This is a genomic window from Streptomyces morookaense (genome assembly GCF_013030945.1).
Taxonomy (GTDB): domain Bacteria; phylum Actinomycetota; class Actinomycetes; order Streptomycetales; family Streptomycetaceae; genus Streptomyces; species Streptomyces morookaensis.
In genome coordinates this window covers 232,776-254,948 of the sequence record NZ_JABBXF010000008.1, presented here as the reverse complement: position 1 = coordinate 254,948, position 22,173 = coordinate 232,776, and the positions used below count along the sequence as shown (strand labels likewise).

Annotated in this window: 22 protein-coding genes and 1 pseudogene; 14 read left to right on the top strand and 9 right to left on the bottom strand. The window is 71.2% G+C overall.

The genetic code is table 11. The features are described 5' to 3' along the window. The 3 genes and pseudogenes from HG542_RS36245 to HG542_RS05600 form a co-directional block, all read left to right on the top strand. Positions 1-261, top strand: a pseudogene (locus HG542_RS36245) (sigma factor); the annotation flags it as partial. A gap of 530 nt (positions 262-791) precedes the next feature. After that, positions 792-1,151: an RNHCP domain-containing protein gene (locus HG542_RS05605; protein ID WP_171078905.1), complete on the top strand. Its 360-nt coding sequence runs from the start codon at positions 792-794 to the stop codon at positions 1,149-1,151. Positions 1,152-1,174: 23 nt separating this feature from the next. After that, positions 1,175-1,603, top strand: a complete 429-nt coding sequence (locus tag HG542_RS05600) for an RNHCP domain-containing protein (RefSeq protein WP_171078904.1) — start codon at positions 1,175-1,177, stop codon at positions 1,601-1,603. A gap of 67 nt (positions 1,604-1,670) precedes the next feature. On the opposite strand, the gene HG542_RS05595 is transcribed toward HG542_RS05600, so the two are convergent. Further along, positions 1,671-2,723: a CopD family protein gene (locus tag HG542_RS05595; RefSeq protein ID WP_171078903.1), complete on the bottom strand. Its 1,053-nt coding sequence runs from the start codon at positions 2,721-2,723 to the stop codon at positions 1,671-1,673. 202 nt (positions 2,724-2,925) lie between these two features. On the opposite strand from HG542_RS05595, the gene HG542_RS05590 reads away from it, so the two are divergent. After that, positions 2,926-4,392, top strand: coding sequence for an MFS transporter (locus HG542_RS05590; protein WP_171078902.1), 1,467 nt, complete (start codon positions 2,926-2,928; stop codon positions 4,390-4,392). Positions 4,393-4,659: 267 nt separating this feature from the next. Here the strand turns inward: HG542_RS05590 and HG542_RS05585 are convergent, their stop codons facing one another. The 4 genes from HG542_RS05585 to HG542_RS05570 form a co-directional block, all read right to left on the bottom strand. Continuing rightward, positions 4,660-4,887, bottom strand: a complete 228-nt coding sequence (locus tag HG542_RS05585; protein WP_171078901.1) for a hypothetical protein — start codon at positions 4,885-4,887, stop codon at positions 4,660-4,662. A 155-nt stretch (positions 4,888-5,042) separates the two neighbouring features. Continuing rightward, complete coding sequence (locus tag HG542_RS05580) at positions 5,043-6,329, bottom strand: phosphatase PAP2 family protein (RefSeq protein WP_373313132.1); 1,287 nt, start codon at positions 6,327-6,329, stop codon at positions 5,043-5,045. A 126-nt stretch (positions 6,330-6,455) separates the two neighbouring features. Continuing rightward, positions 6,456-7,553, bottom strand: coding sequence for a 3-methyl-L-tyrosine peroxygenase-related protein (locus HG542_RS05575; protein WP_171078900.1), 1,098 nt, complete (start codon positions 7,551-7,553; stop codon positions 6,456-6,458). A 148-nt stretch (positions 7,554-7,701) separates the two neighbouring features. Next, positions 7,702-8,673, bottom strand: a complete 972-nt coding sequence (locus HG542_RS05570) for an AraC-like ligand-binding domain-containing protein (RefSeq protein ID WP_171078899.1) — start codon at positions 8,671-8,673, stop codon at positions 7,702-7,704. 140 nt (positions 8,674-8,813) lie between these two features. Here HG542_RS05570 and HG542_RS05565 point away from each other — a divergent pair, with 140 nt between their 5' ends. After that, entirely contained in the window at positions 8,814-9,596 is a 783-nt protein-coding gene (locus HG542_RS05565; RefSeq protein ID WP_171078898.1) for an alpha/beta fold hydrolase, read from the top strand. Positions 9,597-9,627: 31 nt separating this feature from the next. Here the strand turns inward: HG542_RS05565 and HG542_RS05560 are convergent, their stop codons facing one another. From HG542_RS05560 to HG542_RS05550, 3 genes are read right to left on the bottom strand one after another with little or no spacing between them, the layout of a single operon-like run. Continuing rightward, the gene (locus tag HG542_RS05560; RefSeq protein WP_171078897.1) at positions 9,628-10,494 is read right to left on the bottom strand and encodes a TauD/TfdA dioxygenase family protein; all 867 of its coding nucleotides are present in this window, start codon (positions 10,492-10,494) and stop codon (positions 9,628-9,630) included. 34 nt (positions 10,495-10,528) lie between these two features. Next, the gene (locus HG542_RS05555) at positions 10,529-11,539 is read right to left on the bottom strand and encodes a pyridoxal-phosphate dependent enzyme (protein WP_171078896.1); all 1,011 of its coding nucleotides are present in this window, start codon (positions 11,537-11,539) and stop codon (positions 10,529-10,531) included. Next, a complete protein-coding gene (locus HG542_RS05550) occupies positions 11,533-12,330 on the bottom strand; it encodes a GNAT family N-acetyltransferase (RefSeq protein ID WP_171078895.1) in 798 nt (265 codons plus the stop codon). The genes HG542_RS05555 and HG542_RS05550 overlap by 7 nt, the downstream gene beginning before the upstream one ends. A gap of 293 nt (positions 12,331-12,623) precedes the next feature. Between HG542_RS05550 and HG542_RS05545 the strand changes: the two genes are divergently transcribed. From HG542_RS05545 to HG542_RS05505, 9 genes are all read left to right on the top strand, one after another. Then, positions 12,624-13,514, top strand: a complete 891-nt coding sequence (locus HG542_RS05545) for a LysR family transcriptional regulator (protein WP_171078894.1) — start codon at positions 12,624-12,626, stop codon at positions 13,512-13,514. A 126-nt stretch (positions 13,515-13,640) separates the two neighbouring features. After that, entirely contained in the window at positions 13,641-14,831 is a 1,191-nt protein-coding gene (locus tag HG542_RS05540; protein WP_171078893.1) for a CaiB/BaiF CoA transferase family protein, read from the top strand. Beyond that, positions 14,828-15,592 carry a crotonase/enoyl-CoA hydratase family protein gene (locus HG542_RS05535; protein WP_171078892.1) on the top strand — a complete coding sequence of 255 codons (765 nt, stop codon included), beginning with the start codon at positions 14,828-14,830 and terminating at the stop codon, positions 15,590-15,592. Before HG542_RS05540 ends, HG542_RS05535 begins: the two co-directional genes overlap by 4 nt. Continuing rightward, entirely contained in the window at positions 15,589-16,329 is a 741-nt protein-coding gene (locus HG542_RS05530; RefSeq protein WP_171078891.1) for an acetoacetate decarboxylase, read from the top strand. Before HG542_RS05535 ends, HG542_RS05530 begins: the two co-directional genes overlap by 4 nt. Before the next feature lie 16 nt (positions 16,330-16,345). Further along, entirely contained in the window at positions 16,346-17,275 is a 930-nt protein-coding gene (locus tag HG542_RS05525; RefSeq protein ID WP_171078890.1) for a 3-hydroxyacyl-CoA dehydrogenase NAD-binding domain-containing protein, read from the top strand. 21 nt (positions 17,276-17,296) lie between these two features. Then, the gene (locus HG542_RS05520; RefSeq protein ID WP_171078889.1) at positions 17,297-18,481 is read left to right on the top strand and encodes an acyl-CoA dehydrogenase family protein; all 1,185 of its coding nucleotides are present in this window, start codon (positions 17,297-17,299) and stop codon (positions 18,479-18,481) included. A 66-nt stretch (positions 18,482-18,547) separates the two neighbouring features. Continuing rightward, the gene (locus HG542_RS05515; RefSeq protein WP_171078888.1) at positions 18,548-19,642 is read left to right on the top strand and encodes an FAD-dependent oxidoreductase; all 1,095 of its coding nucleotides are present in this window, start codon (positions 18,548-18,550) and stop codon (positions 19,640-19,642) included. A gap of 31 nt (positions 19,643-19,673) precedes the next feature. Further along, entirely contained in the window at positions 19,674-20,123 is a 450-nt protein-coding gene (locus HG542_RS05510) for a 2-thiouracil desulfurase family protein (protein WP_171078887.1), read from the top strand. A 77-nt stretch (positions 20,124-20,200) separates the two neighbouring features. Next, positions 20,201-20,905, top strand: coding sequence for an MgtC/SapB family protein (locus tag HG542_RS05505; protein ID WP_255315795.1), 705 nt, complete (start codon positions 20,201-20,203; stop codon positions 20,903-20,905). A gap of 35 nt (positions 20,906-20,940) precedes the next feature. Here the strand turns inward: HG542_RS05505 and HG542_RS05500 are convergent, their stop codons facing one another. Next, the gene (locus tag HG542_RS05500; RefSeq protein ID WP_171078885.1) at positions 20,941-22,158 is read right to left on the bottom strand and encodes a cytochrome P450; all 1,218 of its coding nucleotides are present in this window, start codon (positions 22,156-22,158) and stop codon (positions 20,941-20,943) included. Positions 22,159-22,173: the final 15 nt, after the last annotated feature.

The window sequence follows — 22,173 nt, the reverse complement described above, 5'->3', positions numbered from 1 at the left end:
CGCTGAGGAGTTCGAAGAGTTGTATGCCCAGACGGTCGCACGGCTCACGGGACAGCTGTACGTGATGCTCGGCGACCTGCACGAGGCGCAGGACGTCGTGCAGGAGGCGTTCGTCAAGGGCTGGAGCCGGCGGCGGCAGCTGGAGCGTGACGGTCGGCCCGAAGCCTGGATCCGCACGGTCGCCTGGCGGTTGGCGGTTGGCGGTGAGCCGGTGGCGGTTCAGGCGGCGCAGTGCGGAGGCATGGCGGCGCAGCGGTGCGCTCGCGCTTCGCCTGCAGGGCCCGTGCCGTGAGGAGGCTTCGGTGGGGGAGACGTACCGGTCCGTTCCGTCCGCCGACTTCTTCTCGGCTCTCCTCTTCAACTTTTCCCGGTCCCGCACCAGGATGGCACTCGGCGATGTGGCGGTGTTGTCGAGACCGGAGCCTCGGCAGCGCCCGCACCATGAGCTCCGATATTCGTTGGCATGCGTACTCGTCGAATTGCTACGGTGCGGAGGACCGCAGATCGCAAACCGCAAGCCGCAGACGGCGGATTGCCGACCGGGCCCGTGTGCCCCCAGGAAGAGTGTTTGATGCCCCGGACCGCGCCGAGCGCGCCTCGCCGCACCGCGTAACCGTCCGTTTTCCTGCGCCGCCGTCCCGTGCGGCGACCGGACGTGAGTTCCGGTGCCCTGTACTGCCGTGCAGCACCCCGCCCACCCATGGGCGCTGTGTGCGCGGCCTCCCTGTCGAGGATCGCTCGGCCGGCTCTTGCTGTCATCGCAGACCTTTTTCAGCAAGGAGCACCCCGAGGTGTCCAGCACCAACAACACTCTCAAGATCGACACTTTCGCCTGCGCGTGGTGCGGTCTGACCGTCTCCGCCGTCGCCGCCGACGGTGCGCGGCGCAACCACTGCCCGTCATGCCTGCACTCCCAGCACGTCACCGATCACGTCGAGGGCGGCCCCAGCCGGTGCCACGGCCGGATGTCGCCGATCGCCATCGCCGTGCTGCGCACCGGTGACTGGATGGTCGTCCACCGCTGCGTGCGCTGCGACGAGCTCACCTCCAACCCCGTATGCGCGGACGACAACCAGCTCATCCTGATGCGCATGGCCGTCCGCCCGCTCGCACAGCCGCCGTTCCCGCTCGAAGCACTCGGCAGCCTGTGACCGGCGGAAGGAGGAACACCGTCATGCCACGACGCAAACACTCACGCGGACGGGACCGGGCGGCTCGGCGTCCGCAGCGGCACAAGGACGTCCTGCACGGACACGGCGGCCACCGCGCCGACGACTTCCGGTGCGTCGACTGCCGCCTGGACGTGTCCCTCGACGCCCCGGGCACCGCACACCGCAATCACTGCCCGAACTGCCTGGCCAGTCTGCACGTCGACCGCCGCATCCCCGGCGACCGCGACTCCGACTGCCGCGGGCGGATGGAGGCGCTGTGCATGTTCACGCGACCGGACGGCGAATGGATGGTCGTCCATCAGTGCCTGACATGCGGTGAGCTCAGTGCGAACCGTATTGCCGGCGACGACAACCCGCTTGTCCTGGTGCGCCTGGCGCTCAAACCGCTCCAGGACACCGCCATGGCGAGCCGGACCATGCTCGCCCTGTAACGAGGAGAGGCGATGGGGGTGCCGGTGCGCTGCACCGGCACCCCCGCACGGTGCGGCGGTGCCGAGGTCAGGACAGGGCCGCCACCTGGCGTCGGGCGAGGGCGTCGGAGGCCTTGGCCGTGACGCACAGCGACGCGACGAGGGTGAGGACGAGCACGGCGCCGACGGCGAAGATGCTGCCGGTCGCAACGGGCGCCGGGTCGCCGGCGGGGCGGGCGGAGCCGCTGAGGAAGGGGACAATGGCCAGGACACCGACGCCGAGGGCGACTTCGGCCCAGACGACCTTGGGGAAGTGCCGAAGCGTCAGGTGCAGGAGGCAGGTTGTCGCATCGGCCCGTCGGGCGCGGGCGATGCGGGGCATCAGCCAGAACTGGTTGAAGGCGCCGGCGGCGACCATGCCGAGCACCAGCAGGCTCTTGACGAGCAGGAAAAGGCCGTAGGCCGTCGTCCACAACTGCCCGATGCCGCCCACGTGCTTCCAGGACATCCACAGGCCGGACGTCAGCACCGCGCCGACACAGACCAGGGCGACGAGCCCGAATCGCCGCCAGATGTCCGCCCACAACAGGCCCGCGTCCCGGCCGAGTCGGCGGCGGGCTCCGGCAAGGGCGACGAGCAGGACCAGGCCGCCGACCCACACCGTGCCGCTGACGATGTGGACTTGGGTGAAGACGAGGTCGAGCACGCGGTCCGTGTTCGCGGGGGCGGTGGCCGGTATCGCCGAGATGAGCGTTACCGCGGCCGACAGCGGCAGAGCGGTCAGTGCGAGGGCGTCGAGGTGACGGCGCGCGGCCGGGCTGAACAGCGCAACGAGCGTGGCGGACGCCAGCACGAGCACGATGTTCTGGACCGTGCAGATGGTGCCCTGCGCCACCCATGCGCCCCGCGCTGCCGGTGCGCTCAGGAAGTCCCGTATTCGTCCCGGCGCGAGCGCATCCCCGAACGGTATGCCCTTGCCGGCCCGGGCCACCCGGGCCGCGAGCTGGACGTAGCCCGCCACCAGCAGCGCCACCCCGGCCCACGCCAGGGACAACGCGGCCCGCCGCCGCAGGACCGCGACATCGTTCCGCCCGCTCTCCGGCGCGCGCAGGGCGGGACGGACCGCTGCCGCGTACGTCACGGTGAAACCGATGGCACCACAGAGGCCAGCGAAATAGCCTGATTTGGTCAGAATCCTCCAGAGGGGAGGGGTGGCGTAGGGTGTGGCCGCCGCGAGATGCACAAAGCTCATGAAGGTAAGGCTAACCTTCCTTGCGGGTGGAACTCACTCTTTCGGACGCACAGCAGGCACCCGCCCCCGCGAAGAAGTGTTGACTGACGGCATGAGCGCCCCTCGCGTCCACACCGGCACGGGCGAGTCCATGGCCGCGGACCGGCGGCGCCGGAAGGCACTATGGGTGTGTCTGACGGCCTCGTTCATGACGCTGCTCGACGTGTCGATCGTGAACGTGGCGCTGCCGTCCATCCAGCGCGGCCTCGGCGCCGCGTCGGACGACCTGTCCTGGGTGGTGTCCGGATACGCGCTGACCTTCGGCCTGGTGCTGGTTCCGGCCGGCCGCTTCGGTGACCAGCGAGGCCGCAGGAACGCGTTCCTCCTCGGGATCGCGCTGTTCACCCTGGCCTCGGCCTTCTGTGGGCTGGCCCAGTCCCCCGGCTGGCTGGTGGCCTCCCGGCTGGTGCAGGGGGCCGCCGCGGGATGGGTCACACCGCAGGTGTTCGGGCTGATCCAGCAGATGTTCGAGGGAGCGCGGCGGGCCCGGGCGTTCGGCATGCTCGGCAGCGTCGTCGGCATCGCCACGGCGGTCGGACCGATCGCCGGCGGACTGCTCATCGAGGCGTTCGGCGCCGCCGACGGCTGGCGGTGGGTGTTCTTCGTGAACCTGCCCATCGGCATCGCGGTGAGTGTCGTGAGCCCCCGCCTCCTGCCCGCGACGGCCCCGGACGAGCGGCCGCCGCACACCGGATTCGACCCGGCCGGTGTGCTGCTCCTGGGCACCGGTGTCGTCTGCCTGATGCTGCCCCTGGCACAGGAGCAGCAGTGGAAGGGGAACGGCAAGTGGCTGCTCACCCTGCTCGGCGCACTCGTCCTGGCCGCCTTCTGGTTCTGGGAACGCAGACAGGGCCGGCGGGGCTGCTCACCCGTGCTCGACCTGCGGCTGTTCCGGCTCCGTTCGTTCGCGCTCGGTGCGCTCCTGGGGATGGTGTACTTCGCCGGATTCACCACCGTCTTCTTCATCTACTCGATCTTCCTGCAGAGCGGGCTCCGGTACGGGGCCCTGCAGGCGGGTCTGGCGATGGTGCCCTTCGCGGCCGGTTCGGGGATCGCGGCCGCCGCGGGCGGGCGGCTGGTGGTCCGGTACGGGCGCGGCCTCGTCGTCTTCGGGCTGCTGGGGGTCGCCGTCGGGATCGCGGCCACGCTCGTGGCGGTCCGGTTCGTACCCGGCCACGGCGCGCCCTGGGCGACCGCCCTGCCCCTGCTGCTCGCCGGAATCGGCTCCGGCCTCACCATCGCGCCGAACACCGTGCTCACCCTCACGGAGGTTCCGGTGGAGCTGGCGGGGTCGGCCGCGGGTGTGCTCCAGACCGGGCAGCGCATCGGCACGGCAGCGGGCATCGCCGCCGTGGGCGCGGTCTTCTTCGCCCATCTCGCCAACCACCACGACTGGGCCGCCGCCCTCCAACTCGGCCTGGCCACCGTGTTGTTCTTCGTCTTCGCGGCACTCGTGGTCGCCCTCACCGACCTGCGGGCCTCCCGCCGGGCCGAGCCGCTCCGTCGGACACGGTCGTAGACGAGCAGCCCCGTCGGCACGCAGGCGGGCGCCCGCCGTCGGGCGGTGCCCGGTGAGCCGGCCGTCGTGGGCCACGTGTGCGGCCCGTGTTGTGCCGGCTGCCGAGCGCGGTCCGTACCTCGACGAAGGCCCGGACACCTGCGCCGTGGAGCAGCGCGGCCGGCAGTGGGCAGTACCGTGGCGGGATCTCCACCCGGATGCCGTCCGCGACGCCTTCTCCGTTCGTGCCTCCGGCGGCCGGGGCCAGGACGCTGCCGCCCACGCCCGTCACGGCAGCAGGGCGCGGGAGAGCGACTGGGCCGCCTGGGTCACGTCGCCGCCGGCGGTGGCGAACACCGTGCCCTGGCCCATGGCCAGGGATGCGGCGCCCTCCGCGGTGCCCTTGGTGAGGGCGATCTTGCTCTTGTCCAACTGGAAGTCCGGAGTGAACAGTTCGGCCGGCTGCTGGAGGGCCTTGGTGCCCTGGATGGTGACCGTCCTGCGGGCGTCGGGCACAGCCCACGGCGGCAGCCGCGCAGCCCAGTGCCAGGATGCGGCTCCAGTGCATGGACATGAGGGCTCCCGCCTTCCCCTCGACGCGACCATGCCGCCCCGCCGGTGACTACCGCAGACGGGCCGGGCGGGTGCACGCGCCGGACCACCGACACGCCCTAGGGCTGTCCGACCAGTTCGGGGCGCGGTTCCGGCTGTCGCGCCGGTGCGGCAGCCGGTTCCCACCGGCCGGTGGTCCGTACGTAGCCGTAGACCACCGAGGCCATCGCCAGAAGGAGAAGCGGCCCGAACACCCATGGATGCGTGGCCATTTCCTTCGGCAGAAAGCGGTAGGCCGCCAGGAGTGCGGCGAAGACCGTGGTGCCGTAGGCGACCAGCCGGATTCCCGGCCGGTCCCAGCCGCGGTCGAACGAGCGCAGAGCCGTTTCGATCGTGAGCGAGAACACGACACCGGCAACGAGGTCCACGCCGTAGTGGTAGCCGAATCCCAGGGTTGCGGTGAGCGTGGCGATCAGCCAGAACGTTCCCGCGTACCGCAGGAGGCGCGGGCCCTTGCGGGTGTGGATGAAGATCGCGGTGGCCCATGCCGTGTGCAGGCTGGGCATGCAGTTGCGCGGGGTGATCGCGTCGTACGGCACCGGGTGCGGAACGTGGACCGGCGGCGGCGTGTGCGGCCACAGGTTGGCCACCGCCCACTGCACGCCGCCGGTGCCGGAGGCGCCCGGGCCGTAGGCGAAGACCGGTCCGACCACCGGGAAGACCATGTAGACGGCCGGCCCGAGAAGGCCGATCACCAGGAACGTGCGCACCAGGTGATGGCGCGGGAAGCGGCGCTCGGCCGCCACCCTGCGCAGTTGGTACAGCGCGACGACGACCGCGGCCACCGCGAGCTGTGCGTAGACCACGTGGACGAGGTGGGTGCCGACCGGACCGGTGGCCCTGAGGAGCCGGCCCACCAGCCAGGACGGATTGCCCAGCGCATGGTCGGCGGTGGCCAGGTACGGATCCAGCACCATGGGGCGGGTCTTCGCCGTGATGAGCAGCCAGGTGTCACCGGTCTTGCGGCCGGCCACCAGCAGCAGGCCCAGTCCGACGCCCTTCAGCAGCAGCGCACGTTCCCGGCCGGTGCGGCGCGTGACGGCGATGACCGCGCAGCCCAGCATCACCCACAGTGCGCCGTTGCCGAAGTAGTGGCCCTCGGGCACCTTCGCGCCGACCGCCCACCGCACCAGCACGAAGACCAGGTCGATGCCGATGGCGGCCCCGGCCGCGATGAACCGCTGCCGCCAGGTGAGCACCACCATCATCAACGCCATGCCGCCGTACAGCGGCCCCGGTTTCGGTGGGAAGATCACCTCTCGCGCCTGCTCGGTCAGCGGCCCGGGCTGGCCGGTGCAGCGACGTGCGACGACCTCCAGCACGATGAGGAACCCGAGGGTCACCACACCCGCCGTGGCCCAGAGAATCAGCTGGGGCCGACGCCATGCGGCGGGCTCGTTTCTGCAACCTATTTGCGAAGACACCCGCGATTCTATCGGTAGCGATCGGGGGCGACGCTGCCGGCCTGTCCGTCACGAGCCCGTGAGTGCCTTCCTGGCGGCCGCCGCGACCTGGTCGCCAAAACGGACAAACGGTGCGTAACGCGCCGCGCGCTTGTGGCGCATCAACCGGAGCACGGCGACAGCGTTCTCGGTGCTGCGCGGCGGCTGGATCAGCGACCGCGCTCCGGCCACGGCGGATTCGGCCAGGCAGACATGGCGTTCGGCCTCGACCAGGTCGGCCTCCAGCAGTTCCTCCCTCGCGAAGGCGAGTTCCGGTGCGCGGCGGGCCAGTTCGTCCACCGGATCCGGCAGCACGAGCAGCAGTTCCTCCAGCGCATCGCGCCATGCCAGGAAACCCACATGCATACGGCCGCTCAACGGCAGGGACACGATCGGCGGCGTCATGGTCGGACGCACGATCTCGCAGTAGAAGTCCGCGGGCATCGCAGCGGCGTGCGCCCGGGACGCAGGCACCCCGCGCACGTACACCACCGTACGGCGCAGGTGGTCGACCGCTTCGCGCACCGCCCCTGCGCGCACATGCGACAGGGCTTTCCTGAGGACGCTCGTCGCACAGACGTTGAACAGCGCATGGATGTGGTGGCCGGTGATCCACCGCGCCAGCCACATCGCCTGCGGCGCGCTCGTCGACGGGGGGTGGTCCGACTGCCGGTCCGCACATGACGGTTCCGCCGCGGCGGTGCTCGTGCAGCCGGTCAGGTCCACCAACGCCTGCCGCATCGCCGTCAGCTCGTACTCCAGATCACTCCCGGCCAGCGGCGCACTGCGCAGGTCGGTCACACCGCGGTGAACGACGAGCACCGCCTGCAGCGCGGCCTGCGGCGCGGACAGGGCGGCCATGCGGGTCCGGAAATACTCCTCCACGGGCGACGCCGCCGCCAACCGGTCCCCGTCGGGCGCACGGACATCCGCGGACAGGCGCCGCACCAGCGCATCTGCCGCGGCCTCGGCCTTCGCCAAGCCGGCGTCACGCGCGGCGATTCCTTGGTAGACCGGCACCTCGGCAAGTGCCGATGCCAGGCGTGCCGCCATCGCCTGCACCTCGGCCCCGAATTCCGGTGTGCCGAGGGCCGGATCGGCGTTCCAGAACACCGCGACCGGCGGCAACCGGAACTGCGCTGCCTCCGCCCTCGATTCTTCCCTCGGCATCAGAACCCCCTCGCGGCGCGAGTCACCAGCGTGCGCGCCCCGAGTCCCGGGTCGCCAGGGCGGAATCCGGCCGCGGCGAGGAGGAGCAGCAGATGCGCTCCCACCTCTACCTGCTGGACCGACCCTGCGCGAGGTGCGCAGCCCGGTAGTCGCCGGGGCTCACACCATAGGCCGCCTTGAAAACGCGGCTGAAGTGGGCCGGGTTGAGGAATCCCCACCGGGCCGCCGTCGCGGCGACCGTGCGGCCGGCCGCGTACGGGCCTGCCAGGTCGCGGCGGCAGCCCTCCAGCCGACGCTGTCTGATCCAGGCCGTGACCGTCGTCCGCTCCTCGGAGAAGAGTTTCTGCAGGTAGCGCAGTGACACATGGTGCGCCTTCGCGATCTGCTCCGGGGACAGGTCCGGGTCGGCCAAGTGCTGGTCGATATAGGCGCGGACGCGCAGAAGAGTGGTACGGCGGACCGCCTGCCGGTCGTCGTCCGGGCGCGGCGGCCGGCGCTCGGCGAACAGGGTCGCGAGCAGGTCACCGGCGGTCCGGGAGAGGGTTTCCGCGTTCTCCGCGTACTCGTGGGAGTGCCCGGCCAGCCGGGTGAGGAACGGGGAGACCAGGGCACCGACCCCGTCCGCCGCGGAGAACCGGGTCGCCGTCACCTCGCCGCTCCGGCTGCTGTCCAGGTGGGCCAGGCGGTGCGGGAACATGAACTCCAGCATCGCGAAGTCCCCGCGGCACACGAGGGTGTAGGGCCGGGAGGTGTCGTAGCAGGCGATGTCCCCGGGGCCGAGCGCCGTCTCGCGGCCGTCCTGGCGGACCACCGCGCTGCCGCGCTGCACCACGCCCACGAGCAGGTATTCGGCATCCGAGCGGGCGATCAGCCGTGCCGTCCGGTCGACACGGCTCGGATCGGCCGACACCTCGGCGACCCGGACTGCGCCGAGCCGGCCGGCCGCGATCTGCCCGCGGAACGGCTCGTCCTGCAGCGGCTCCACGTGGACCGGTACGAAGCTGTCGCACACGACGTCCTGCCAGAAAGCGCGCCGGTCCGCCGCCGCGTGGTCGTGCGTCCGCAGGAGGACCGTCATCGCTCGCCCCTTCTCCCCATGCCGGATTCCCGTGCGCGTACGGGCAAACGGGCGTGCGCGCGACGACAAGCCGGCCATGTCCGCGGCGGGCACCTTGGAACGCGCACAAGTCACCCAAGTTACCCGAGGGAAGAAGGCACATGCCTTTTGCATCAGTCGACGGTCGGCAGCTGTACTTCGAGGACACCGGGGGCGACGGCCCCGTGGTCGTCTTCAGTCACGGCAACCTCATGGACCACCGGATGTGGGCGCCCCAGATCGAGGCGCTGCGCGGCGAGTTCCGCTGTGTGGTGTGGGACGAGCGGCTGCACGGCCGTACCGAGGACGACGGGGCCCGTCACACCTACTGGGATTCCGCCGGCGACCTTCTCGGTCTGCTGGACCATCTCGGCGTCGCACAGGCCACGTTGGTGGGCCACTCCCAGGGCGGGTTCCTGTCGCTCCGGGCCGCACTGCGCGCGCCGGAACGGGTCATGGCGCTGGTCCTGATCGACACCGCGGCGGTGGCCTGGCCGCAGGAGGCCCTGGACCAGATGAGCGGCATCGCCGGGGGGTTCCGCACCGGCGGCCCGGATGCGGTGGCGCCGGTCCTCCTCGACCTGCTGCTCGGCAGGCCCGGGATCCACGAGGAGTGGCTGCGCGTGTGGCACGGGCAGCCCCGGGAGCGGCTGGCCGACGCGGTGGCCGTGCTCATGGGCGTCGACGACGTGTCCGCCCGCCTCGCGGAGATCGGCCGGCCGGCCCTGATCGTGCACGGCGAGGCCGACCGGCCGGTCCCGCTGCCGCTCGGGCAGATGCTCCGCGACCGGCTGCCCGGGGCCGTCGACCTGATCGTGGTGCCGGGCGCGGGGCACACCCCGAGCCTGACCCATCCCGACCTGGTCAACGGCCCGTTGATGACGTTCCTGCGCGGCCACGCCTGAACCCGGCGGGCCCTGCCCGACCGGCCGTGCCTCAGAGCTTCAGGAACGGCTTCTCCCCCGCGATGTTGATGCGGTGCATCAGGCGCTCGTGCGGGAAGTAGTCCGCGACCGCGAGGTGCTGGGTGCAGCGGTTGTCCCAGATCACCAGGTCGCCCTGGGTCCAACGGTGCCGGTAGATCAGCTCGTTGGTCTCGATGTGGCGGCAGAGGAAGGCCAGCAGCGCCCGGCTCTCGGACTCGGTCACGCCGTTGATCCGCGTCACGTACGGGTTGGAGATGTACAGTGCCCGGCGCCCCGTCTCGGGGTGCGTGCGGATCAGCGGGTGCTCCACGGGGTCCTGGTCCGCGAAGTGCTGGTCCGAGTCGATGCCCTTCTTGCGCAGCGACCTCTGGAGGTTGCCGTAGTCCGCGCCGAACGCCTTGCGGGTGTCGTGCGTCGCGGTCAGCTGGAGCAGCAGCTCCTGCATGGGCGCCGACAGTGCCTCGTACGCCAGGTACATGTTGCCGTAGAGGGTGTCCCCGCCGACCGTCGGCGTGATCTTGGCGTAGAGGGAGGTGCCGAGCGGGGGCTCGGTCCAGCCGCTGTTGTCGGTGTGCCAGTCGTTGAGCCCCGGCGGCTTCTGCTCGTTGTTGTGGAGCACCATCACCTCGGGGTGGCCCTCGATGGTCAACGGCAGCAAGTGGCTGTGCGTCAGCAGGGGTCCGAAGCGCGCGGTGAACGTCTTCTGCTGCTCGACCGAGAGGTCCTGTCCCGGAAAGACCAGCACGTTGTACCGGTGGAAGGCGTCCTGGACGGTCTTCCACGCCTCGTCCGGAATCTCCTGCGACACGTCGAGGCCCGTGACCCGGGCCCCGATGGCGGGGCTCACCGGCTCGATGACGGGCAGGGCGTTGCTCATATCGGTATCGCTTCCTCTGGAACCGGAAAGTGGGCTAGGAAATGGGCGCGGTCAGCGGCTGACCGGCGGCGGTGGTCAGGGTGTGCAGCAGGACACCGGGATCGATGACGCCGCCGCTGACGACGGCCACGGGGCTGCGCCAGCCGTACGACGCCGAGTGCTTCAGCGCGGCCGCGTACGCGGCGGCTCCCGCGCCCTCACAGATGATTTTGTCGGCGAACGCCAGCGACGACAGCGCTTCCGCGATCTCCTGCGGAGTCACCGTGAACACCCCGGCCAATTTGTCCTTCAGCCGCTCGAACTGGGCCGGAATGACGAAACTCGCGCCGATGCCGTCCACGAACGAGCGCTCGTAGGCCACATCCGTGGGGCGGCCCGCACGCAGCGACGCGGAGAGCGGGGCGCCGGTGCTGATCTCCACGGCGTAGACGGGGACGTCCAGATAACTCGCCAGGCTGTAGGCGAGATTCCCGCCGCCGTACGGCACCAGCACCGCGTCCACGTCCGGCAGTTCGTCCTGGATCTCCAGCCCGATCGTGGCGATGCCCAGCGAGACGTACGGGTCGCTCTCCGAGGAGAGGAAGAAACCCGGCAGGCCGGAGAAGGAGGACGAGATCATGGTGCGGCGCCAGACCGGATACGGGACCTTCACGATCCGCGTTCTGGGGTTGTAGGCGAGGATCTGCGACCGCTTCGCCTCCGGAATCGAATCCGGCACCACCACCGTGTACGCCAGGTCCAGTTCCGACGTCACATGTGCCAGGCCCTGCGCGAAATTGCCCGAGCTGCCGGTCACGACGCCGTCGCGGACGATCCGGGCCCATGTCTCCGGCCGGAACCGCCGGTACGCGTGCAGTGCGCTGAGCGCGCCCCGGGCTTTGAACGAATGGGTGATCTGGAGGTTCTCGCACTTGAGGTGGATGTCCACCGGGCTCGGTGCCGTCGCCCGCAGCAGCGGCGTACGGCGGATGTGCGGGCCGATGAGATCGCGAACGCGCCGTACCGACGCGGGCGAAATGGCCTCGGATAACGAGGATTTCAGCATGTGGCGTGCGCTATCGGGTAGGAGAATTCCTCGGTCAGGCCGAGCCTCCGGGACAGCGCGACACTCGGCGTCTTGTCCGCGTGGCAGGACGTGACGGTGCGCAGGCCCTGCGCGCCGCCCCAGCGGTCGACCGCGGCCAGGACCACGAACGCCAGGCCCTTGCGGCGATGGTCGGGGTGGGTGTGGGCACCGAGTTCGATCAGCCCGCCGCCGATGACGCCGTGTGCGTCCGCCGCCACCTGGCCGTCCTTGACCAGGGCGAAGCCGACCGCGTGCTCGGCGTACCGGGCAGCCGTGCCGAAAATGCTCCGCGCCATCGGGGATTCGAGCCCGGAGAAGGTCCCCGCGTCGATCCGCACCAGTGCATAGCCGTCGGGGACGGCCGGCTCGGGGGCGACGAACCCCGCACGGGTCCGGGTGTGCTGGAGCCGGCGCCCCACCGTGAAACCGGCCTGCGCCGCCCAGGCGTCGGTGCCGGGGCCCGGCACGTGGACGAGCTGCACCTCGCCGTGCCCGGCGAGCAGCCTCCTGGCCTCGGCGAAGAAGGCGGGGCTCAGCTCCCCGGCGGCGAAACAGAACGGCGCAGTGGTGGCGATCAGGCAGGCCACCGGCGTGCCGTCCCGGAAGTGCGCCCAGGCCCTGCCCGGGATGGCTCCGTCGACGACCGCGTGGACGAAGGCCAGGTTGGGATAGTCGGGGCCGAACAGAGAAGCAAGCCGCGGCAGATCGGCCGCGGCCACCTCGACCAGCTGCGCCCGGTCCGTGGCGGGGGCCGGCAGGGCAGCGCTCATCGGTTCTCCATCAGGGTTCTCCACAGGGTCTCGGAAAGGCAGGCCATGCGTACGCGAGTTCGATCCTAGGGCCCGCCGGGGCGTTGCCGGTCGTCAACTCGCCGGGGTTCACGGTTTGTTGACGAACCCGCCGTCGGGCCGACGCACTGCGGCAGCACAGGGCCCCGCCGAAGCCGGCGCATACGGTGAGCGACCGGTTCGCTGCGCCCGGTGGATCATGACCCAGACGACCTCCGGGTGTCCACCCTGTACCGCCGGTACGCACGGCGCTCCGCCCCGGATAGAGTCCGGCAGTGGAGATCTTTCACCTGCGCTACTTCGTGGCGGTCGCCGAGAATCTGAGCTTTTCCCGCGCCGCACGCCAATTGCACATGGCCACCTCGCCCTTGAGCCAGCGGATACGGGATCTGGAACGCGAACTCGACCAGCGGCTGTTCGACCGGGATTCGCATCATGTGGCGCTGACCCGCGCAGGTGCGGCGCTGCTGCCCATCGCGAAGGATGTCCTCGGCCGGTTCGACGACATTCCCTGGCAGCTGCGCCGGGCCCTGGGGCCCGGGCGGCGGGCCGCGTACGTGGGCGTGGTGCCGGCCCTGCACCCGCAGCTGCGGGAACGGCTCGCGCAGCTCGAAGCGCGCTGCACCGAGGAGTACGACGTCAAACGCTGGCCCGGCAACAGCGGGAATCTCCTCAACGCCGTGCAACGCGGGGACCTCGCCATGGCACTGGTGCATCTGCCCGTGCACGCCGAGGGGATCGAGGTGCTGGAGCTGCTGCACGAGCCGCTGGGCGCGTTGCTGCCGGCGGCCGCGTTCGGCGGGCGGACCTCGGTGTCGTTGAGCGAACTCACCGACTACACGTATGTGACGTCCGCGCCCGGCACGCTGCCCACCTATTTCGACCAGCTCAAGGTGCGCCTGAAAGCAGCGGGAATTCACAAGGAAGTCAGCCTCAATATCGGGGACTATACGAGCGTGCGCGAAATCGTCGCGAACGGTTCGACTTTCGCCATCACATTGCTGAGCGCAGGGAAACAGGAGGAGGAAGGAAGGGTCGTCGTCCTGCCGTTCCGCGACTTCTCGCCCTCGCTGGCGACCGGGCTGGTCTGGCGCCGCGACCGGGCCGAGCCGGACGGGGATCTGCACGGCCTGGTACGGGAGGCGGGGTCCGTGTTCTCGGCGTGACCGCTGCGGTCACGCCATTGTTCGTGCATCGGTGTCACTGATCGCTTGGGTTCCTCCACCGCGCCGGACTAGCGTTTTCCATACAGCCCGGGAAACCCCGGGAATTCCCCGGAAGAGGGAGTGGTGATGGAATCCGCAAGGGAATCCGCAGTGATATCGGGGCCGTTGGCCGGAGTGCGCGTCATCGACATGGCCACGGTGGTGATGGGCCCCTACGCCGCACAGATCCTCGGCGACCTCGGTGCCGATGTCATCAAGATCGAGTCGCCGAACGACACCGTGCGCGTCGGCGCACTGCACCGCACGCCCGGCATGACGCCCCTGAACCTCAACGTCAACCGCAACAAGCGGAGCGTGACGCTCAACCTCAAGGACGAGGGCGAACACGCCAAGGCCCTCGAACTGATCGGCACCGCCGACATCCTGATCACCAACATGCGCATCGACGCCCTGCGTCGCCTGGGCATGGACTACGACAGCCTCGCCGCCGCCAACCCCCGCCTCGTCTACGCCCATGCACAGGGCTTCCGTTCGGACTCCGACCGGGCCCGGCTGGCCGCGTACGACGAGACGGTGCAGGCCGCCTCCGGGCTGCTGGACCTCGCGCAGCGTGCGGGCGACGTGGGGGCGCCCGTCGTGCTGCCGAGCATCTTCGGCGACAAGGTCGCGGCGCTGACGATCGTGTACGCGGCGCTGGCCGCCCTCGTCCACCAGCGTGCGACCGGCCGCGGTCAGCACATCGAAGTGCCCATGGTGGACACGCTGCTCGCGTTCAACCTGGTCGAGCACCTCCAGGGCCGCACCTTCGAGCCGCCGATGGGCCCGACCGGCTTCCCGCTGTCGATGAACAAGGGGCACCGGGCCCGGCCGACCAAGGACGGCCTGGCGATGGTCATCCCGTACAGCCCGCAGAACTTCCGCGACCTGTTCGCCGCGGCGGGACGCCCCGACCTGGCCGAGGACCCGCGCGTCAACGGCGAGTTCATCGACTCCGCCCGCGACGGCGAGGACCTGGCCGCACTGCTGGAGACGGTGACGCCCCGGCTGACCACGGCCCAGTGGGCGGAGGTGTGCGCGAAGCACAGCATCCCCTTCGGCCCCGTGCTGCGGCTCGACGAGGCCGCCGAGGACCCGTACGTCCAGGGAGGCCACCTGCTGGACGTCGCCGAACACCCCAGCGAGGGCGCCTACCGCGTGGTCGGCATCCCGCTGGACTTCTCCGCCACCCCGGCCTCGGTGCGCCGCCACGCGCCGCTGCCCGGCCAGCACACCGACGAGGTGCTCGGCGAGCTCGCCCGCGGCGAGGTGCGGCGATGAACAGCACCGTCCGTACGGAAACCGTCGCCGGCACCCTCGTCATCACGATCGACCGCCCGCAGGCCCGCAACGCCGTGAACGCCGAGGTCGCCCGGGGCATCGCCGCCGCCGTCGACCGCCTGGAGACCGACCCCGCCCTGCGGGTGGGCGTCCTCACCGGCGCGGACGGCACCTTCTGCGCGGGCATGGACCTCAAGGCCGCCGCCCGCGGCGAGCAGGTGACCGTCCCCGGCAAGGGCTTCGCCGGGCTCACCGAGGCCCGTACCACCAAGCCGCTCGTCGCGGCCGTCGAAGGCCACGCCCTCGGCGGCGGCTTCGAACTCGCCCTGGCCTGCGACCTCGTGGTCGCCGCCGAGGGCGCCCGCTTCGCCCTCCCCGAGGTCCGGCGCGGCCTGATCGCCGGGGGCGGCGGGGTCGTACGCCTCCCCAGGCGCATCCCCCACCACCTGGCGATGGAGCTCCTCCTCACCGGTCGCACGGTCACCGCCGCACGCGCCCGCGAACTCGGCGTCGTGAACCGCGTCGCCCCCGACGGTCAGGCACTGCCGGCCGCCCTGGAGCTCGCCGAGGAGATCGCGGCCAACGCGCCGCTGGCCCTCGCCGCGGTGAAGAGAACCGTCCAACGGGCGGACGGCGCACCGGAGTCGGAAGCATTCGCCGCGCAGACCGCCGAGATCGGCGCGCTGCTGCGCTCGGCCGACTTCGCCGAAGGAGTCCGGGCGTTCACCGAGAAGCGCGCGCCGGAGTGGAGCGGGCGATGAACCGCGCGCAGATCCTGCGGACCCTCGACACGCCTGCCACGGCACCCGCGTACGCGCCCGTCCCGGTCCGCTTCACCGACCGCGAATACCTCAGCATCGTCTACCGCACCGACCCGGAGGCGCTGCGGGCCGTCGTGCCCGAGCCGTTGCAGATCGACCCGGACGAACCGCTCGTGCGGTTCGAGGTGATGAAGATGGGCGACGTCACGAGCTACGGCCCGTACGTCGAGGCCGGGCAGGCGATCCCGGTGCGGTACGGGGACGAGCACGGCGAGTATCTGCACGCCATGTACCTGGACAGCTTCGCGGCCACCGCGGCGGGCCGCGAGGTGAGCGCCTACCCGAAGGCGATGGGCACCCCGGCCCTGTACGCCGACCACGCCGCGCTGGTGGGGACGCTGGACTACGGGAGCGTGCGGGTGGCCACCGCCACGATGGGCTACAAGCACCACCCGCTCGACCCGGAACTCGCCCGCGAGCAGATCGCCGTGCCCGCCTACATGCTCAAGACCGTTCCGGACTACGACGGTTCGCCGCGCGTCTGCGAACTCGTCCGCACACGGATCACGGATCTCGTGGTCAAGGAGGCCTACACCGGGCCCGCGCGGCTGCAGCTCTTCGCGCACGTGCTGGCGCCGCTGGCGGACCTGCCGGTGCGCGAGGTCGTCTCGGCGAGCCACATCGTCACGGACCTCACGCTGGACCGGGCCGTGCCCGTCCACGACTACCTGACCTGACAGAGGAGGAACCGTCATGAGAATCGCTGTCGTCGGCGCCGGCACCATCGGCCTCGCGTGGGCCGCACTGTTCGCCGCGTACGGCAACGACGTGACCGTCACCGACCCGCGCGACGACCTGGACGCGGCCGTGGACGAGGCGCTGCCGATGCTCGCCGCCGGACTGCCGGGCAACGACGCGGCGGACCTGCGCAGCCGCATCCGCACCACCCACGACCTGGCCGAGGCCGTCGCGGGGGTGCAGCTCGTGCAGGAAAACGGCCCGGAGAAGCTGGAGTTCAAGCGGCAGCTCTTCGCGGACATCGCCCGGCACGCCCCGGACGACGCGCTGCTGGCCACCTCCAGCTCCGGCATCGTCGCCACGCTCATCGCGGAGCCGCTGCCGGACCTCGTTGCGGCCCGGCTGCTGGTCGCGCACCCCTTCAACCCGCCGCACATCGTGCCGCTCGTGGAGATCGTGCCGGGCGAGCGCACGGCGGAGACGACTGTCGAGGCAGCCATGGCCCTCTACGCGGCGCTCGGCAAGACACCGGTGCGGCTGCACAAAGAACTCCCCGGGTTCGCGGCCAACCGGCTGCAGAGCGCGGTGCTCCAGGAGGCGATCCACCTCGTCCTCAGCGGCGTGGTCGACGCGGGGGAACTCGACACACTGATGAAGGCATCTCTGGGCGGCCGTTACGCCGTCGTCGGCCCCTTCGAGAGCTTCCACCTCGGCGGCGGCCCCGGCGGCGTCCGGCACATGATGGAGCACCTGGGCCCCGGCCTCGCCGAGGGCTGGCAGCGCCTCGGGCACCCGGAGCTGGACGGCGACGCCGTCGCCACGGTGGTCGGCCAGACGGAGGCCGCGTACGGGAGCGGCCCGGAGGCGTACCGGCAGCGCGCCGCGCTCCGCGACCGCAAACAGCTGGCACTGAACGCGGCGCTGCGCCAGGCCGACCACGTCTGAATCCCACGTAAGGAGAGACTCATGCCCAAGCCCGCCAACCCCACCCCCGATTTCTTCGGATACGCCGACCTGCTCAGCGACGCGGAACGGGCCGAACTGGCCTCCATCCGCGATTACTTGGAGAGCGAGATCAAGCCGCTCGCCAACACCGCCTGGGAGCGGGCGGAATTCCCCTTCGAGGTCATCGAGAAGATGGCCAAGCTCCGCCTGGCCGGATACGCCTACCCCGAGTACGGCGACGGCCGCAGCCGCAGCGAACTGTTCTCCGGATTCCTCAACCTGGAACTCAACCGCATCGACCCGTCGTTCGCGGTCTTCTCCGGCGTCCACACCGGACTGGCCATGGGCAGCATTTACGGCGGCGGCAGCCAGGAACAGCGCGACCGCTGGCTGCCGGACATGGCCGCGATGAAGAAGATCGGCGCCTTCGCCCTGACCGAGCCCGAGGGCGGCTCCGACGTCGCGGGCGGCATGCGCACCACCGCCCGGCGCGAGGGCGGCACATGGGTCCTGAACGGCGCCAAGCGGTGGATCGGCAACGGCACCTTCGCCGACCTCGTCGTGGTCTGGGCCCGCGACACGGCCGACGGCAATGTCAAGGGGTTCGTGGTGGAGAAGGGCACCCCCGGCTTCACCGCCACCAGGATCGAAGGCAAGATCGCGCTGCGGACCGTGCAGAACGCCGACATCACCCTCGACGAGGTACGGGTCCCCGAGGCGAACCGCCTCCAGCGGGTCGACAGCTTCCGCGACACCGCCGCCGTCCTGGCGCGCACGCGGGGCGGCGTGGCCTGGCAGGCCCTGGCGGTCGCGATGCGCTCCTACGAACTCGCCCGTGAATACGCGGCCACCCGCGTGCAGTTCGGCAAGCCCATCGGCTCCTTCCAGCTGATCCAGGACCTGCTGGTGAAGATGCTCGGCAACATCACGGCCATGTTCGGCATGGTCGTCCGCCTCAGCCAGCTCGCCGCGGCCGGCCGCGACAGCGCCGAACAGGCGGCCCTCGCCAAGGCGTTCACCACGACCCGGATGCGCGAATGCGTCGCCTGGGCCCGTGAACTCTTCGGCGGGAACGGCATCGTGCTCGACTACGAGATCGCCAAGTTCTTCGCCGATGCGGAGGCCGTCTACTCCTTCGAGGGCACCCGGGAGATGAACACCCTCATCGTCGGGAAGTCCATCACGGGGCACAGCGCATTCGCGTGACGGAACGAGCCGGTCGCCTACCCTTTGGGATGGGCTCAACCGAGGACTTCCCAAAGGGGGTTGATCATGCGAGTCCTGATCATCGGTGCCGGACTGGCAGGCCCGTGCCTCGCCCACGGCCTGCGCCGGCACGGCCATGAGGTACAGCTCTTCGAGCGCGATCCCGCCATCGACGCCCGTGCGCAGGGATTCCGGATCCACATCGGCGGCGACGGGGACGCGGCGCTGCGCACGTGGCTGCCCCCGGAGGTGTACGAGCAGGCCGTCGCCACGTCCTGCATACCCGGCGGCGTCACCATGGCCGGGCCCGGCCTGCGGGACTTCACCGGGATCGAGGTGCCGCCGGGTGCCGTCGGCATCACCGTCGACCGGCTCACGCTGCGCCGGATCCTGCTGCGGGACCTGCTGGACTCGACCCGGTTCGGAGCCGGCTTCTCCCGCTACGAGCTGCTGGACGACGGAACCGTACGGGTCTTCCTCACCGACGGCTCCACCGCCGAGGGCGACCTGCTGGTCGCCGCCGACGGGGCCAACTCCGGTGTCCGGCGGCAGCTGTTGCCGGACTTCCGGGTGGCCGTGCAGGACAGCCGGCTGATCTACGGCCGTACACCGCTGACCGGCGCCCGGGCACGGGAGCTGACGCCGTTGCCGGCCATGGAAGGGTACCTGGGCGTCAACGGCCGGGGCGGGCGCCATCTCGCGCTGGCGGCACAGCGGTTCCGCCGCAGCCCTGCCGAGTTCGGACTGCCGGCGGCCGACGACTACGTCATGTGGGGTCTGACGGTCCCGTCCCGTGTCTGCGGCCCCGGCTTCTTCGAGCTCGGTGCCGCGGACCTGCGCGAGCTCGCGGCAACGGCCGTTGCGGACTGGGACCCCTCGCTGAGCGCGCTGATCCGGCTGGGGGACCTCGGGCACGTCGTCCCGGCGGGCATCCAGAGCTCCGAACGCCCCGCTCCGTGGCCGCCGGTGCCGGTGACCCTGGTCGGTGACGCGGCACATCCGATGCCCCCGGCCGGAATCAGCGCCGGAGCCGCGGTCCACGACGCGGGGTTGCTCGCGTCCCATCTGGTGTCGGGTGCGCCCCTGCTCGATGCCGTCCGGTCGTACGAGAAGGAGATGCTCGACCACGGCTTCGCCGCGGTCGCCGCCTCCGGCCGGTGACGGCCGGGGCCGCCGACGTTAGCCTGGCGGCATGGAAGCGATCCTGGTCAGCGCGTGTCTGCGTGGTGTGCCGTGCCGGTTCGACGGACGTCACAAGGTGTCGTCCGACATCGAGGCGGCACTGGCCGGCCGCAGGGTCGTCCCCTTCTGCCCGGAGGTCGCGGGCGGGCTCGCGACACCGCGGCGGCCCGCGGAGTTGGCGGGCGGCGACGGGTACGACGTGCTCGACGGGACCGCGCGGGTCGTCGAGGACACCGGGCGTGACGTGACGGCGGAGTTCGTGGACGGGGCGCGGCGCGCGCTCGCGGCGGCGCGGAACGGGGGCTGCACCGAGGCGCTGCTGATGCCGCGCAGCCCCTCGTGCGGGCGCGGCGCGGTGTACGACGGGTCGTTCACCGGCGAGCTGGTGCCGGGGGACGGGGTGACGGCGGCGCTGTTCGAGCGGAACGGCATCGCCGTGCGCCCCGCACCCGGCGTGTGACACCCGCTTCGCCGGACGGCCGTAGCGCCCGGGCGGTTTCAGTCGTTTGAGCCGGTATGGCGGATTTGGCAAGCGTGATGGAGCCGGCCGGCGAAAGCTGGCTGCAGGTCGTCGAGTTCCTGGAGGCGCTGCTGCTCTCCGGGGTCATCGGGATCGAGCGGCAACTGCGGCACAAGGCGGCCGGGTTGCGGACCTATACCACGGTCGGCAGCGCGGCTGCGGTGTTCATGCTGGTGAGCAAGTACGGGTTCACCGATGTGCTGCACCTCGGCACGGTCGTGCTCGACCCGTCCCGGGTCGCGGCCCAGATCGTGTCCGGGCTGGGCTTCATCGGCGCGGGCGTCATCTTCGTCCACCGCGGCTCGGTGCAGGGGCTGACGACGGCGGCGACGATCTGGCTGACCGCGGCGGTGGGGGCGGCCGCCGCTGCGGGTCTGCCCCTGCTGGCCGCGCTGGCCGTCGTGGCGTACCTCGCCGTCTCCTACGTCCTCCGGCCCGTGCTGGCCCGCCTCCCGTCACCGGGCGGTGTGACGGCCGGCTACCGCATCGCCTACCTCCAGGGGCGGGGGCTGCTGCGGGAACTCCTCGACCGGTGCACGCAGGCCGGCTTCGCCGTGCACGAAGTGCGCACCCTCTCCGGCCCTGTCGGCCGGGACTCCGAGCAGGTGGTGGAGATCTCGCTGGTCGTGCAGGGCCGCGGCGACGCCGGTCCGCTCACGGCCCGGCTGGCGGCGGTCCCCGGGGTGCTGGTGTGCCGTCGCACGGAGCCGGACGGGGAGTGAGACCGCGTGGATCGTGAACGGGACGGTCCGGCCGCTCAACGCCCCGTCTGCCCGATGGGCAGGTGGCGCGGCCCGCGCAGCACGGGACTGTTGCGGTACACCGGCGGGTCCTCCAACAGCCGTGGCCCGTCGAGGCAGTTGATGAGCGTCGTCAGGGCGATCTGTGTCTCCAGGCGGGCCAGCGGTGCACCGAAGCAGCTGTGGACGCCGCTGCCGAAGCCGAAGTGCACGTTGTCCCGGCGGGCCGGGTCGAAGCGGTCGGGGTCGGCGAAGCGCAGCGGGTCGCGGTTGCCGGAGGCGAGGACGAGGACCAGCGGGACGCCCTTGGGGATGGTGACGCCGCCGACCTCGACGTCGGCGAGCGGGGTGCGCTGGGGGAGGAACTGCACGGGGGGTTCGTAGCGCAGCAGTTCCTCCACGGCACGTGGCATCAACTCCGGCTCCTTTCGAAGCCGTTCGAGCGCTTCCGGGTTGCGAAGCAGGGTGAGCATGCCGTTGGTGATGAGGTTGACGGTGGTCTCGTGTCCGGCGATCAGGAGCAGGACGGCCGTGACCATCAGCTCTTCCTGGGTGAGCCGCCCGTCGGGGCCCTCGTCGTTGGCCAGGGCGGAGAGCATGTCGTCGGTGGGACGGCCGCGCCGCTTCTCGGCGAGTCCGCCGAGATACAGGCCCATCGCCATCCGGGCCTCGTGGGCCGCGCGCCGGCGCGGCCCCGGGTCCTCGCCGGGGGCGAAGTCGAGCCCGCTGACGACCGTGTCGGCCCAGGTGTGGACCTGGGGGATGTCCTCGGCCGGCACGCCGAGCAGGTCGCAGATGACGGTGACGGGGAGCGGGAAGGCGAAGTCCTCGACGAGGTCGATGCGTTCCTTGTCGCGGAGGCCGTCCGCCAGCTGTCCGGCGATGCGGGCGATGTCGTCGAGCAGGGTGTCGATGCGGCCGGGGGAGTGGGGCGGGCCGAAGGGCCGCATGGCCAGGCGGCGGAGTCGGTCGTGTTCGGGGTCGTCGCGCCCGATGAAGGCGGGCGGCAGCCCTTCCACCGGCTGGAGGTCGGGGTCGGGCTCGGTGCGGTTGCGCACGTCGGAGCTGATACGCGGGTCGTGGAGCAGTGCGGTGATCTCGTTGTAGGTGCCCACCAGGTACTTGCCGTCCTCCTGCCGGGCCACGCCGTGTTCGCGGAGTTCGGCGTAGAGCGGGTACGGGTCGGCGCGGTGGGCGTAGTCGGTGATCCGGCGGAAGAGGGTTTCGGAGGACATCGGAGGGGCTCCTGG